The sequence below is a fragment of the Myceligenerans salitolerans genome (assembly GCF_017349295.1).
GTDB lineage: Bacteria > Actinomycetota > Actinomycetes > Actinomycetales > Cellulomonadaceae > Myceligenerans > Myceligenerans salitolerans.
Window position 1 is genome coordinate 91,101 of sequence record NZ_JAFMPK010000044.1, and the last position, 12,558, is coordinate 103,658.

The following is a 12,558-nucleotide window of genomic DNA, read 5'->3' on the forward strand; positions in this document are numbered from 1 at the left end:
ACCGAAGGTCGTCACACGGTGACCGAGCGTGACGACGTTGTGACCGGGAAAGTCCGGCCTCGTGGCGCGCCGTCCACCACCCAGAAGGGCACGCCACCGAGAAGGTTGCCTCATGCAACCAATCCGAGTATTGTTGCTTGCAGCAACCAAGGAGTTCGGATGAGGCACGCCCTGCGATCCCCCGGAGATCTCACGACAGACACCGGCACCGATCAACTGATCGATGCGCTGACCCAGCTCAGCCGTAAGCAGCGCGTCGTCTCCGAGCGTGTGGCACGCGAACTCGGCTGGCCCCGCGCCGGGCTCGGGGTCCTGAGGGTCCTCAGCTCCGGCCCAGCGTCGCTGTCCGACGTCGCCGCGGCGCTCGAGGTAGACGCCTCCGTCGCGAGTCGCCAGGTCGGTGCCCTCGCCGACGCGGGCTACGTCGCACGCAGCGTCGATGCCACCGATCGCCGGATCCGCACCATCGAGATCACCGACTCCGGCCGCGCACTCGCCGTCCGCGCGAAGGAACAGTTCGCGCGGACCGCAGCCCGGGCCTTCAGCACGTGGTCCGACGACGACCTCGCGTCCGCCGTCACACAGCTGAGACGCCTCGGTGAGGCCATCGGCTCCGCGGTCGACACCACCACGCACCAGCACGTCACGAGGAATTGAGCACATGAGCAGCAGCACCGACACGCGAGCGGCGGAGACGCCGCCGTCGACCGTTACCGGCGAGCGGCCCCCGATGTCCCGCCGGCAGATCCTGGAGTCGCTCTCCGGGATCCTGCTCGGCATGTTCGTCTCGGTCATCGCCATGTCGGTGGTCTCGAGCTCGCTGCCGAAGATCGTGACCGACCTGTCGGGTTCACAGTCGTCGTACACGTGGGTGGTCGTCGCAACCCTGCTGACCTCGACGATCACCGTCCCCATCTGGGGCAAGCTCGCCGACCTGCACAACCGCAAGACGCTGGTGCAGGTGGCGCTGGCGATCTCGGTCCTCTCGGCCGCCTTCGCCGGTTTCTCGCAGGACGTCGGGCAGCTCATCACGGCACGCGCCTTCCAGGGCATCGGCGCAGGTGGCCTGCAGGCTCTGTCCGTCGTTCTCATCGCGGACATCGTCAGCCCGCGCGAACGCGGGAAGTACATGGGCCTCGTGGGTGCGTTCATGGGTGTCGGCATGGTCGGCGGCCCGATCCTCGGTGGCTGGCTCACCGACACGTTCAGCTGGCGCTGGAACTTCTTCGTCGGCCTGCCGTTCGCGATCGCGTCGATCATCACCCTGCAGGCCACCCTCAAGCTGCCGAAGCGGCCGCGCCGCAGGGCGAGGATCGACGTCGCCGGTGCCACGCTGATCTCGGCCGGTATCGCCTCGCTGCTGTTGTGGGTCACCTTCGCGGGCGACAAGTTCGACTGGGCGTCCTGGCAGACCGTCGCCATGACCGGCGGCGCGCTCGTCGCCCTCGCCGTCGCCGTCGTCGTCGAGCTGCGGGTGGACGAACCGCTCATCCCGATGCACCTGTTTCGCAATCGCACCCTGGTGCTCGCCGTGGTCGGCTCCGTCGCCGTGGGCGTGGCGATGTTCGGGACCTCGGTGTTCCTGAGTCAGTACATGCAGCTCGCGCGCGGCAAGACACCGACCGAGTCGGGCCTGCTGACCATCCCGATGGTGGCGGGGATGTTCCTCACCTCGACGGTCGTCGGGCAGATCATCACACGCACCGGCCGCTACAAGCCGTTCATGGTGACCGGCGGCGTGCTGCTCACGGGCGGCCTGGCCCTGTTGTCCACCATCGACTACCGCACGAGTCTCGTCCTGGTGAGCGTCTACCTGTTCCTCCTCGGGGCCGGCGTCGGCATGCTGATGCAGAACATGGTGCTGGCCACCCAGAACACCCTGCACATCAAGGACTCCGGCTCCGGGACGTCGACGGTCGCGTTCTTCCGCTCGCTGGGTGGCGCGATGGGAGTCTCTGCGCTCGGCGCCGCCTTCGCGGCGCGCGTCGAGGACGGGATCGCCGACGGACTGCACGCGATCGCCGGCCAGCTCGCCGCCGCCGGTGTCGACGTGTCCCGGATCGGTGGATCGGACGGCAGCCTGCCCGACCTCGCGGCCATGCCGCCCGCGGTGCGCGAGGTCGTCGAGCGTGCCTACGGCGACGGCATCGCGGAGATCTTCCTGTTCGCCACGCCACTGGCCGCCATCGCGCTGGTCTGCGTGCTCCTGATGAAGGAGATCCCGCTGGGGAACAAGTCGGGACTGGAGCAGCTGGACGAGCTGGACCGTGTCGGATAGGCCCTCGGCACCGATATCCGGTCGCCGCTGTGCCCGGGATGCGGGAGACGGGATGATAGGCGCATGTCCGAGACATCGACCACTCCCGGCGACGACGCCGCCACGGACGACCGCGCGCCGTTCACCGCACTGGAGCACGAGCTCCGGCTGATCATCCGCCGCGCCCAGTCCGCGGGCGCGAAGATCGCACGGCGGGTGCATCCCGAACTGGAGGCGAGCGCCTATCCGCTCCTCGCACACATCGCGCAGAACCCGGGGACACGCGGTTCGGACCTCGCCGCCCACTTCGGCGTCGGACGGGCGACGGTGTCACGTCAGCTCAGCCGCCTCGCCGACCTGGGCCTCGTGGAGCGCGACACCGACCCCGAGGACAGCCGCGGGCAGCGGATCACCCTCACCACGGACGGCGCCGCCAGGTTCGAGCAGGCGCGGTCCAACCGGATCGAGATGTTCGCCGGCGCGCTGGCTCACTGGGACCGTCAGGACGTCCAGCTCCTGGCAGACCTCCTGCACCGCTATTCGCAGGATCTCGTTTCCTGGCAGGCGCAACACCGCTGAACCCGTCCGGTCGCGGCGTGGCCGGCCGCCGACCGGCCGGCTCCGTGCCCGAACGACCGGCCGGCGCGCCCGTCACGGAGCACGGCGGCCCTGCTGACCGGGTCAGGCGTCACCGGCCTCGAAGGTGAGGCTGATCGAGTTCATGCAGAAGCGGTCGCCCGTCGGGGTCTGCGGCGCGTCGTCGAACACGTGGCCGAGATGGGAGCCGCAGCGGGCGCACCGCACCTCGGTGCGGACCATCCCGAGCGAACGGTCCTCCAGCAGCTCGACGCGGTCCCCTGCGAGCGGGCTGTAGAACGACGGCCAGCCGCAGTGCGAGTCGAACTTCGTCTCGGACCGGAACAGCTCGTTCCCGCACGCCCGGCACCGGTAGACACCCACGCGCTTCTCGTCGAGCAGCTCGCCGGTCCACGCCCGCTCGGTCCCCGCTCGCCGGAGCACCGCGTACTCCTCGGGCGACAGCTCGTCGCGCCACTGCTCCTCGGACTTGGACACCTCGTACGTCATCGCTCGTCTCCGCTCGGTTCCATGCGGGTCCGCCCGGTGCGGCCTCTCAGGCCAACCTATTCGGCGACGGGTGTGTTCCGTCCGCGGCCACCACGCCCACCGCGCCGCCGGCGCCGTCCGCCGCCCGGCGTACCCGCCGCGCCCTGGCCGGACGCACTGCCCGCCGGAGCGCCGTTCGTCCGCGCACCGGCGCCGGATCCGCTGTGGACGCGCCGGCCGTTCCCGGAGCCGCCGCCGTCCACGACCGCGCCGTTCGTCCGCGTGCCGCCCGAGGCGCCATGCTCCGCCTGCCGGTCGCGGGCCGGCCCGCCGGCACCGCCTCCACGCGCACGACGACGCCCGCGGGACCGCCCGTCACCGCGTGTCCCGGCGGCGCTGCCCTGGGCGGCGCCCGACCGCGCCGCCGCGGTCACCGAGGAGCCCTCGCCTGTCGCTGCCCGCTCCACGAGCGGCGCCATGTCGCCGACGAGCGCGGTCACCGTCGCGTCGCCGGGTGCCACGTCCCGTGGCTGCGCGGTGATCTTGGCCTTCCGCGTGAGCACCCGCATGTCCCCACGTTGCTCCGGGAGCATGACGGTCACGACGTCCCCGACCGAACCGGCACGCGCCGTGCGGCCCGAACGGTGCAGATACGCCTTGTGCTCGGCGGGCGGATCGACGTGCACCACGAGCTCGACGTCGTCCACGTGGATGCCGCGCGCCGCGATGTCCGTCGCGACCAGCACCTTCACGTCCCCTGACGTGAACGCGGCCAGATTCCGCTCCCGCGCCCCCTGCCCGAGGTTGCCGTGCAGGTCGACGGCGGGCACACCCGCCGTCGTGAGCTGCCGCGCGAGTTTCTTGGCCTGGTGCTTGGTCCGCGTGAACAGGACGCGGCGGCCGGTACCTCGCGCGAGCTGGTGCACCACCAGCCGCTTGGCGTCGCGGTCGGCGACGGCGAGAATGTGGTGCGTCATCTGCGGCGGCGGTGCGGCAGCGTCGTCCACCGAATGCGTCACCGGCTGCTTCAGGTAGCGCTTCACCAGGACGTCGACGCCGTTGTCCAGCGTCGCCGAGAACAGCAGCCGCTGGCCGCCCTGCGGGGTGCGGTCGAGGATGCGCTTCACACCGGGCAGGAAGCCGAGGTCGGCCATGTGGTCGGCCTCGTCCAGCACGGTGACCTCGACGGCGTCGAGCGTCAGCACGCCCTGCCCCAGCAGGTCCTCGAGGCGTCCGGGGCAGGCCACGACGACGTCCACCCCGGCGGCCAGTGCCTGAACCTGCTTGTTCTGCGAGACGCCGCCGAAGATCGTCGTCGTCCGCAGCCCCATCGTCCGCGCCACGGGCGCCAGGGTCGCGTCGATCTGGTTCGCGAGCTCGCGTGTGGGGCACAGGATCAGTCCCCGGGGCCGCTTCGCGACGGTCCTCGCCGCCGGGCGCCGGGCGTCGTCGGCGCCTCCCGCGCGCCCGGCGAGGCGAGTCACGACAGGCAGTGCGAACGCGAGCGTCTTACCGGAGCCGGTACGACCACGCCCGAGGACGTCGCGACCCGCGAGAGCGTCCGGCACCGAGGCCGCCTGGATGGGAAAAGGAACGGTGATGCCGCGGTCGGCGAGCGAGCGCACCACGGGGTCGGGCAGGCCGAGTTCGGCGAAGGTAGTCACGGGGGCGTGGCCTCTCAGGGCTCGTTGCTGGGCTTCCGCCGCGCAGCAACCCGGAGGGAACCTCACGACGCCGGGCGCGCGGGTTCGCGCCGCCCTCAATGGGAAAGTGTCTCACGTTCTTATGGTTCTATGGCCCGCATGACGGACTTTCTCGCGCGGGTGGGCGACGTGTTCGGCACCATCTGGACCGCCGCGGTCACGCCGGTGGACGCACCGTCGTCCGTCCTGGTCCTGAGCATGTGCGGGCTCGCGCTGGCGGTCGTCCTGTTCCGGCCGACGTGGCGTCTGACCCGGCACGTCATCACCATCGCCCACGAGGCGGCGCACGGGTTCGCCGCCCTGCTGACCGGGCGGAAGCTCGAGGGCATCCGGCTGCACTCGGACACCTCCGGCGTGACGGTGTCGCGGGGCAGGGCACGGGGCTTCGGGATGGTGATCACCGCGTTCGCCGGGTACGTGGGTCCCGGCGTGATCGGGCTCGGTGCCGCCTGGCTCCTGCGAGAGGGTTACGCCGTCGGACTGCTGTGGCTGATCGTGCTCCTGCTGGCACTGCTGCTCGTCCAGATCAGGAATCTGTTCGGGCTGTGGTCGGTCCTGGCCAGCGGGGCCGTGCTCGTCTTCGTCTCGTGGTGGCTGCCGCCGGAGGCGCAGATGGGCACTGCGTACGCGGTGACCTGGTTCCTCCTGTTCGGCGCGGTGCGCCCGGTGTTCGAGCTGCAGATGCAGCGAGCCCGCGGCCGGGCGCCGTCGTCGGACGCCGACCAGCTCGCCGGGCTCACCGGTGTCCCGGGCCTGCTGTGGGTCGGAGTCTTCCTGCTCGTGACCGGAGGGTCCGTGGTGCTGGGCGGTGGGTGGATCCTCGCCGCGGCCGCGTGACGACGCAGAGTCGGGCCGCGGCCTCACGCGAGGTGAGGTCGCGGCCCGCGACATTCTTCGGATGGAGGGCCGCACGGCCGGTGATGGTCCTACCGTGCGGTCTCCGTGGTCCTACGCCTGGACAAGCACGAAGCCCGGGCCTTCGGCGTCGGGCTGGATGTCCAGCGTGAGCTCGTCGAGGGCGACCGAGGCCGCCCTGTCGACGAAGACATGCGTGGTGTCGGACTGGGCAACCACCTGGTCCTCGGCCTCAGGAGCCTGGACGAGCGCGAGCTCGAAGTTGCCCGGCTGGCCCGCTGCCTCCGCGATGCGGAGGCCGCCCTCGGCCGGTACCTGGTTCTCCTGAACGAGGCCCTCGACCGCTGTACGGGCGTTGTCGGTCACGGTGAGCACGGAGAGCTCCTCTCGTCGGTTCTCGTGACTCTTCCACCGAATCAAGGTCTGGGCCATACCGCAAGCGCGAAACGCCCATCGCATGACATCCGGCCGGACCGGCGGCGGCCCGCACCTCACGTCGCCACCTCGGTCGCGTTCACCCGGCCTGCGAGCCACGTCGCCGCGCCACGGAGGGTGAGCCGCCGCGCCACGTAGGGTGAATTGTGCGGCCGGATCCGCTGATCTGGGTAGGCTGGGGCGTCGCGTGCCGGTCGGTGCGCGGCACGCCGGCCACTCCGGCGCACGGGCCTCTAGCTCAACTGGCAGAGCTGCGGACTTTTAATCCGTAGGTTCTGGGTTCGAATCCCAGGGGGCCCACCATCAGAGGTCACGGTGCCGGTCGGCCTTCTCGTCGTCGGGCGACTCGGTGCCCCTGCGGCGCCCGCCGCCTCACACCCGCCGCCACCTCACGTCCGCCACCTCGAAGGAGCCACCGTGACACCCGTCGACATCGTGCTCCTGCTGATCCTGCTCGTCGCCCTGAGCACCGGGCTGAGCCGGGGCCTGCTCGCCACGCTCGGCGGCCTCCTCGGACTGGTGGCCGGCGGCCTCGCGGCCTTCTGGGCCGTCCCCGCCGTCAACGACCTGCTACCCACCTCCCAGTGGCGCGGCCCGGTGGCGGTCGCGGTGGCGATCGCGCTCCCGGTGCTCGGCGCCTCGCTCGGGTCGGGGCTGGGCCACGACCTGCGGCGAGGCGTGGATCGCACCGCCCTGCGCCCGCTCGAACGCCTCCTCGGTGGCGTGGCGAACGTCGTGGTCGCGGCCCTCGCGCTCTCGTTCGTCGGCAACGCGATCACCGCCACCGGCACGCCGGGGGTCGCCGCCGCGCTCTCGTCGTCGAGCGTCCTGCGCACCGTCGACGACCTGACCCCGCCGGCGGTCGGCCGCCCCCTCGCCGAGATGCGGGCCCTGGTGCTCGACGACGGCCTGCCCCGGCTGAACCTCCTGGTCGTGCCGCGACAGGCACCGGTGGCACCCGCCGTCGACCTGGACGACGCCGATCTGGAGGCCGCGGCACGGTCGGTGGCGCGGATCTCGGGCATCGCGTACGCGTGCGGCAAGAGCTCTACCGGTTCCGGGTTCGTCGTCGCTCCTGACCGGATCGTCACCAACGCGCACGTGGTGGCGGGCGTGGACCGGCCCGTCGTCGAACTCCCCGACAGCCCGGCCCGGGAGGGGCGCGTGGTCTACTTCGACCCGGCCGACGATCTCGCCGTCGTCGCCGTCGACGGGTTGTCCGTCGACGCCCTCGACCTCGCGCCGGCCCTGTCGGTGGGAGACAGCGCCGTCGTCCAGGGCTATCCGTACGGCGGCCCGTTCACCTCGACGAGCGCCGGGATCCTCGGCGTGGACACCGCCCGGGTGCCGGACGTGTACGGCTCCGGCGCGGCCGGCCGGGAGGTGTACTCCTTGGCCGCCGCGGTGCGTCCGGGCAACTCGGGCGGGCCGCTCCTCACGACCGACGGAGAGGTCGCGGGTGTCGTCTTCGCCCGTGGCGACTCCGCCGCCGACGTCGGGTACGCCATGACGAACGCCGAGCTCCGGCCGGTCGCGGCCCGGGTCACCGAGCTCGACGCGGCGGTCTCCTCCGGGCGCTGCACGGCCTGATCACCCGGGGTTCCGGAGGCCGGCGGCGTCCGGCCGGCGGCGCCTCCCGAGCCTTCCCCACGGCTTCGCCACCGCGATCCACGTCGCCAGCGCGAGCGCCGTGAGCGACACGGCGGGCGGGTAGACCAGCTGGGCGACGACCTCGGGCGCGGGCGGCGCACCACCCGCGAGCGCCTGCCCGTACGCCGCGACCTCCGGCATCCCGGGCCGCAGCGCGAACAGGATCGCCGCACACAGGGCCAGGTTCATGGCCAGCTTGACCGCGACCCACCAGTACCGGACCAGTCCCCAGCGGGTGAACATCCCGAGCGCCACGCCGGTCGCGAGGCACAGCAGCGCCGAGACGAGCATCGGGCCGAGGACGTACGTGCCGAGTGCCTGGTAGGCGAGTCCCGCCGCGGCGGGGTCGGCGGCCGTCATGCCCACGACGACGAGCACGGCCACCATCACGTCGACGCCGATCCACGCCCCCGCCGCGATGACGTGCACCGTGAGGACGAGCTGACGCGCCCGCGGGGGGAGCAGGGGACCGTGCCGCACCGGTTTCTTCGCTGCCTGTGTGTCGACCATGCCGATCACGATCCCGGGAGGGTGTGCGGCCTGTCGTCGTCCCAGGGTTGTGACGTGGGTGGCACCCCGGTGCCGTCACCGGCCCGTTCTCCGGTGGCCGCCGCGTAGCCCGCCGGAGAACGATCCGGCGGGGCAGTTGAACGCGCGCGGAAGTTTCCCGGAACTCCCCGGGGGACCGTGCCGGCCGGGGCCGGCGCCGACCTATCGTGAGAAGACGTCCGCAGATCGGAGCACGACATGGCCCTCCTGGAGCGCCCGGACACCCCGGTGCGGCCCTTCGCCGTCGGCAGCACCTCCGTGACCCACGGCACGACGCACGGTACGACGTCGCGTTCCCCGGCCACGCACGTCGTGAGCTCGGGCCGGGCGCTCGCTCGTCGTACGACGACCCTCGTCCCGGTCCTTCGTCCGGCGACGCGGAAGCGCGTGCCGCGCTGGACACCGCTGGTCTGGCTCGCCCTGCTCGCCGACCACCGCCGGCACGCACGGCTCGCCGCCCGCTCGGCGGTCGCGACCGGCGCGCCGGCAGGGCGATCGCCGGACGGGGTCCAGGGCCGGGCCGACGCCGGACCCGGTGCGAGCGGTGTCGCTACCGACCGGGCAGGGCGTCCCGGTCCGCTCGGCCGGATGACCCGCCCCGCCGTCGTCGCGCACCGAGGGAACTCGTCGGTCGCACCGCAGAACACGCTGGCCGCGATCGAGGCCGCGTGTCGGGCCGGGGCCGACGCGGTCGAGATCGACCTGCAACGCACGGCCGACGGCGCCGCCGTCGTCATCCACGACGACGTGGTCGACGCGACGACCGACGGCCACGGTGCCGTGGCCCACCTCAGCCTGGTCCAGCTCCGCGCACTCGATGCCGGCCGCTGGTTCGGACCGGCCTATGCGGGGCAGCGGGTACCGCTGCTCGCCGAGGTGCTCGAGATCCTGGTGCGCTACCCGAGCACGCGTCTGCTGCTCGAGCTGAAAGGCGTCTGGGGTCCGGCCGAGGTCCGGGGCGTCACGGCGGCGATCGACGACGCCGGGCTCGGCGAGCGCGTGCTCGTCCAGTCGTTCTGGCCCGACACCGTCGCCGCCGCCCGTGATGTCGCCGCGCATCTGGAGCGAGGGCTGCTGCTGGCGTACGAGCCGCCGGACGTGCTCGACGTGTGCGCGGGCCTCGACGTGGTGGCGTGCAACCCGTCCGCCGAGATGGTGCGCCGCGACCCGGGGATCGTCACGCGGCTCCACCGTGCGGGCCTGCGGGTCATGGTGTGGACGGAGAACGACCCGTCGGGCTGGTCGCACCTGTGCGACGTCGACGACGGCGCCGGCGTGGACGCGATCATCACCGATCGCCCGGACCGCCTCCTGGGCTGGTTCTCCCGCTGATCGTCGGCTGCCCGCCGACCGTGGCCGCGGCGGCGGGGGACCGGGCTGCCGTGTGCCCGCTGCCGGACGTCGCGCTGCCCGGCCGGCGGTCCGCTACCGGTCCCGCGGTGCGAGGATCAGCTCCGCGAGCCGAAGGAGGTCGGGTGTGGCGTGGTCCTCCGGGACCTCGATCTCGTGGCCGCCGCAGACGATCACGTACGTGAAGGTGTCCGGCCGGCGCTGCTCCCCGGACCAGGCGGCGGCCTCGTGCTCGAGCAGCGCGATGTCCACGCGGTGCACCAGCGTCCGCGCCTCGCCGACGCGCGGGTCGTCACCGTCCAGGTCCAGGGAGCTGGTCACGGTGATCCCCGCGAAGCCTCCGCTCCTGCGGATCTCGACGACGCCGATCGGCCCACCCTGGTCCGACGGCGGCGCCGGGGCCTGTGGAGCGTCGGCGTCCGCCTGGTCGCCGGCGCGGTCCGACGACGACTCCCGCGCCCCGTCGCCGTCGTCGTCCCGTACGACGCCGACGCTGGTCCAGGCCTCGCGGACGGCGTCCGCATGTTCGCCGGCGACGGCCACCGTCGCGGCCGCGAACCCGGCGAAGTCGGTGGTCGGTCCCACGGTCAGCAGCGCCTCGTACCAGATCCTCCCGGCGCCGACGTCGGCCGGGCCGCCGATGGCCGTTGCCGCGAGGTAGAACGCCCTGTTCGGGATACCGGAGTTGATGTGGACGCCACCGTTGTCGTCCCTCGTGTCGACGTAGTCGTCCATGTGGCCCGGCTGCGGGTCCTTGCCCAGCACCGGGTCGTCATAGGCCGTACCCGGTGCGGCCATGGACCGGAGCGCGTCACCCCGCACGAGGTCGGTGAAGAGGCCCTCGCCGATGAGCCAGTCCGCCTCCGCCGCCTCCTGTCCGAGGACCCGCTGCTTGAGGCAGGAACCGAAGACGTCGGACATCGACTCGTTCAGCGCGCCGGGCTGGTCCCGGTAGACGAGACCCGCGGTGTACTCGGTGACGGCGTGCCCGAACTCGTGCGCCAGGATGTCCACGGCGACGGTGAAGCGGTTGAAGATCCGGCCGTCCCCGTCGCCGAACACGAGCTGGGTACCGTCCCAGAACGCGTTCTGGTAGTTCCGCCCGTAGTGCACGGTCGCGCTGACCCGGGCCCCGGCGTCGTCGTACGACGCGCGGCCGAACGCCTGCCGGAACAGGTCGAGCGTGGCCCGGACGCCGTCCCATGCCTCGTCGACGGGCACGTCGCCCGACGGCGACCCCGCGGTCTCGTCCCGCACGGGTTCTCCGGGCAGGCTCTGGGTGTTGCCGGCGCTGTGGATCGTCCACGCCGCGGGGCCGGCGGGTTCGGCCGGTGTGGCGGGCTCGGGCTCGGCGGCCTGGGTCCGCACCCGGTGCGCGCTGCGGTCGTCACGGAACCGGGCGTCCAGGTCCAGCGTGTGGCGACAGACTTCCGGGAGGCCGGCGTCGGGCAGCGTCCCGGACGCGGCGGCTTCGGCCACCTGCCGGAGGAGATAGGGCGGCACAAATCCGGAACGACTCATAAGTCTCAATCAACCATGCCGGGCTCCGGCGCGCCAGAGGTAACACCCGCCACCAGCTGCGCAGGCGCAGCCCCGGTGCCGTCCGCCTCGAAACGCGTCCTGGGCAGCGACCCGAGCGACTCCCGCTGGACCCAGGCCACGATCTCCTCGCGCACCAGGCACCGCAGGTTCCACAGATCATCGCCGTCGCGCGCGCTGACACATGCCCGGACCCGGATCGTCCCGCCCGTCGCGTCGGTGACCTGCAAGCTCTGCGCGCGGCCGTCCCACAACGATGTCGCGGAGACGATCCTGCCCAGTTCCGACCGCAGAGGCTCGAGCGGCGTGCGGAAGTCGAGGTCGAACTCCACCGTGCCGAGCAGTTCCGACGACGTACGCGTCCAGTTCTCGTACGGCTGCTCCGTGAAGTAGGTGCACGGCAGGATCAGCCGTCGATCGTCCCAGACGTGCACCACCACGTAGGCGAGGGTGATGTCCTCGATCCGGCCCCACTCCCCCTCGACCACCACCACGTCCCCGACGTGGATGCGGTTGGTGAACGCCACCTGGATACCGGCGAACACGTTCCCGAGCGCGCTCTGGGCGGCGAGGGCGGCCACGATCGACACCAGTCCGGCGGACGCCAGCAGGCTCGCGCCCACGGTGCGCGCGCCGTCGAAGGTCATCAGGATGCCGGCGACGGCGAGAACGCTGATGACACCCACCGTGATGCGCCGCAGCATCATCACCTGCGTGCGAAGCTTGCGCACCTCCCGCCAGTCGTGCACGCCCTTGCGGATGCGCGCATAGGCACGCTCCTCCAGGACGAACGCGCAGTTCCCGATCAGCCACGCACCGGTCACGATGACCGCCGGGACCACGAGGTGCTGGACGACGGGGAACCATTCCTCCCCGGCGTAGCCCGACATGTTCAGCGCGATCCACGCGGCCACCACGAGCAGGGTGGCGCGTACGGGGTTGCGAAGCCGCTGAGCGATCTCCCGCGCGATCTCGCTGCGCCTGCCGATGCGGCGCACCAGCCAGGCGAAGACACCCGTCAACAGGTAGGCGGCGACGGCTGCCCCCGCCATCCACGCAACGGTCTCGAGCAGCCCTGCCGCATCGTCCACGACCTCGTCCACTGCCATGCCCCTACTGTGACGCGCAATGCGCATTCCGCGCAAAGCTCTGCCG

Annotated in this window: 12 protein-coding genes and 1 tRNA gene; 7 read left to right on the forward strand and 6 right to left on the reverse strand. The window is 72.1% G+C overall.

Annotated features, from left to right (window positions below; genetic code table 11):
- The first annotated feature begins 159 nt into the window (after positions 1-159).
- The 3 genes from J0911_RS11485 to J0911_RS11495 all read left to right on the forward strand — a co-directional run bounded on the left by J0911_RS11485 (position 160) and on the right by J0911_RS11495 (position 2,836).
- Positions 160-657 carry a MarR family winged helix-turn-helix transcriptional regulator gene (locus J0911_RS11485; protein ID WP_207275585.1) on the forward strand — a complete coding sequence of 166 codons (498 nt, stop codon included), beginning with the start codon at positions 160-162 and terminating at the stop codon, positions 655-657.
- A 4-nt stretch (positions 658-661) separates the two neighbouring features.
- A complete protein-coding gene (locus J0911_RS11490; RefSeq protein WP_207275586.1) occupies positions 662-2,278 on the forward strand; it encodes an MDR family MFS transporter in 1,617 nt (538 codons plus the stop codon).
- Positions 2,279-2,341: 63 nt separating this feature from the next.
- Complete coding sequence (locus tag J0911_RS11495; protein ID WP_207275587.1) at positions 2,342-2,836, forward strand: MarR family winged helix-turn-helix transcriptional regulator; 495 nt, start codon at positions 2,342-2,344, stop codon at positions 2,834-2,836.
- A gap of 102 nt (positions 2,837-2,938) precedes the next feature.
- Here the strand turns inward: J0911_RS11495 and msrB are convergent, their stop codons facing one another.
- Positions 2,939-3,343: a peptide-methionine (R)-S-oxide reductase MsrB gene (msrB, locus tag J0911_RS11500; protein WP_207275588.1), complete on the reverse strand. Its 405-nt coding sequence runs from the start codon at positions 3,341-3,343 to the stop codon at positions 2,939-2,941.
- Positions 3,344-3,399: 56 nt separating this feature from the next.
- A complete protein-coding gene (locus J0911_RS11505; protein WP_207275589.1) occupies positions 3,400-4,986 on the reverse strand; it encodes a DEAD/DEAH box helicase in 1,587 nt (528 codons plus the stop codon).
- Between the two features lie 129 nt (positions 4,987-5,115).
- Here J0911_RS11505 and J0911_RS11510 point away from each other — a divergent pair, with 129 nt between their 5' ends.
- Positions 5,116-5,862, forward strand: coding sequence for a M50 family metallopeptidase (locus tag J0911_RS11510; RefSeq protein ID WP_207275590.1), 747 nt, complete (start codon positions 5,116-5,118; stop codon positions 5,860-5,862).
- Between the two features lie 111 nt (positions 5,863-5,973).
- On the opposite strand, the gene J0911_RS11515 is transcribed toward J0911_RS11510, so the two are convergent.
- Entirely contained in the window at positions 5,974-6,255 is a 282-nt protein-coding gene (locus J0911_RS11515; protein WP_207275591.1) for an iron-sulfur cluster biosynthesis family protein, read from the reverse strand.
- Between the two features lie 287 nt (positions 6,256-6,542).
- Here J0911_RS11515 and J0911_RS11520 point away from each other — a divergent pair.
- Together J0911_RS11520 and J0911_RS11525 are read left to right on the forward strand one after the other, a co-directional pair.
- Positions 6,543-6,618 (forward strand) — tRNA-Lys (locus J0911_RS11520).
- Between the two features lie 114 nt (positions 6,619-6,732).
- Positions 6,733-7,905 (forward strand): MarP family serine protease, encoded by a 1,173-nt coding sequence (locus tag J0911_RS11525; protein ID WP_207275592.1) that lies wholly within the window; start codon positions 6,733-6,735, stop codon positions 7,903-7,905.
- Here the strand turns inward: J0911_RS11525 and J0911_RS11530 are convergent, their stop codons facing one another.
- Positions 7,906-8,475, reverse strand: a complete 570-nt coding sequence (locus J0911_RS11530) for a hypothetical protein (RefSeq protein WP_242636617.1) — start codon at positions 8,473-8,475, stop codon at positions 7,906-7,908.
- A 237-nt stretch (positions 8,476-8,712) separates the two neighbouring features.
- Between J0911_RS11530 and J0911_RS11535 the strand changes: the two genes are divergently transcribed.
- Positions 8,713-9,846, forward strand: coding sequence for a glycerophosphodiester phosphodiesterase (locus J0911_RS11535; RefSeq protein WP_242636618.1), 1,134 nt, complete (start codon positions 8,713-8,715; stop codon positions 9,844-9,846).
- Positions 9,847-9,939: 93 nt separating this feature from the next.
- On the opposite strand, the gene J0911_RS11540 is transcribed toward J0911_RS11535, so the two are convergent.
- Together J0911_RS11540 and J0911_RS11545 are read right to left on the reverse strand one after the other, a co-directional pair.
- Complete coding sequence (locus J0911_RS11540; protein ID WP_307865045.1) at positions 9,940-11,343, reverse strand: protealysin inhibitor emfourin; 1,404 nt, start codon at positions 11,341-11,343, stop codon at positions 9,940-9,942.
- Positions 11,344-11,390: 47 nt separating this feature from the next.
- Positions 11,391-12,512: a mechanosensitive ion channel family protein gene (locus J0911_RS11545; protein ID WP_207275594.1), complete on the reverse strand. Its 1,122-nt coding sequence runs from the start codon at positions 12,510-12,512 to the stop codon at positions 11,391-11,393.
- Positions 12,513-12,558: the final 46 nt, after the last annotated feature.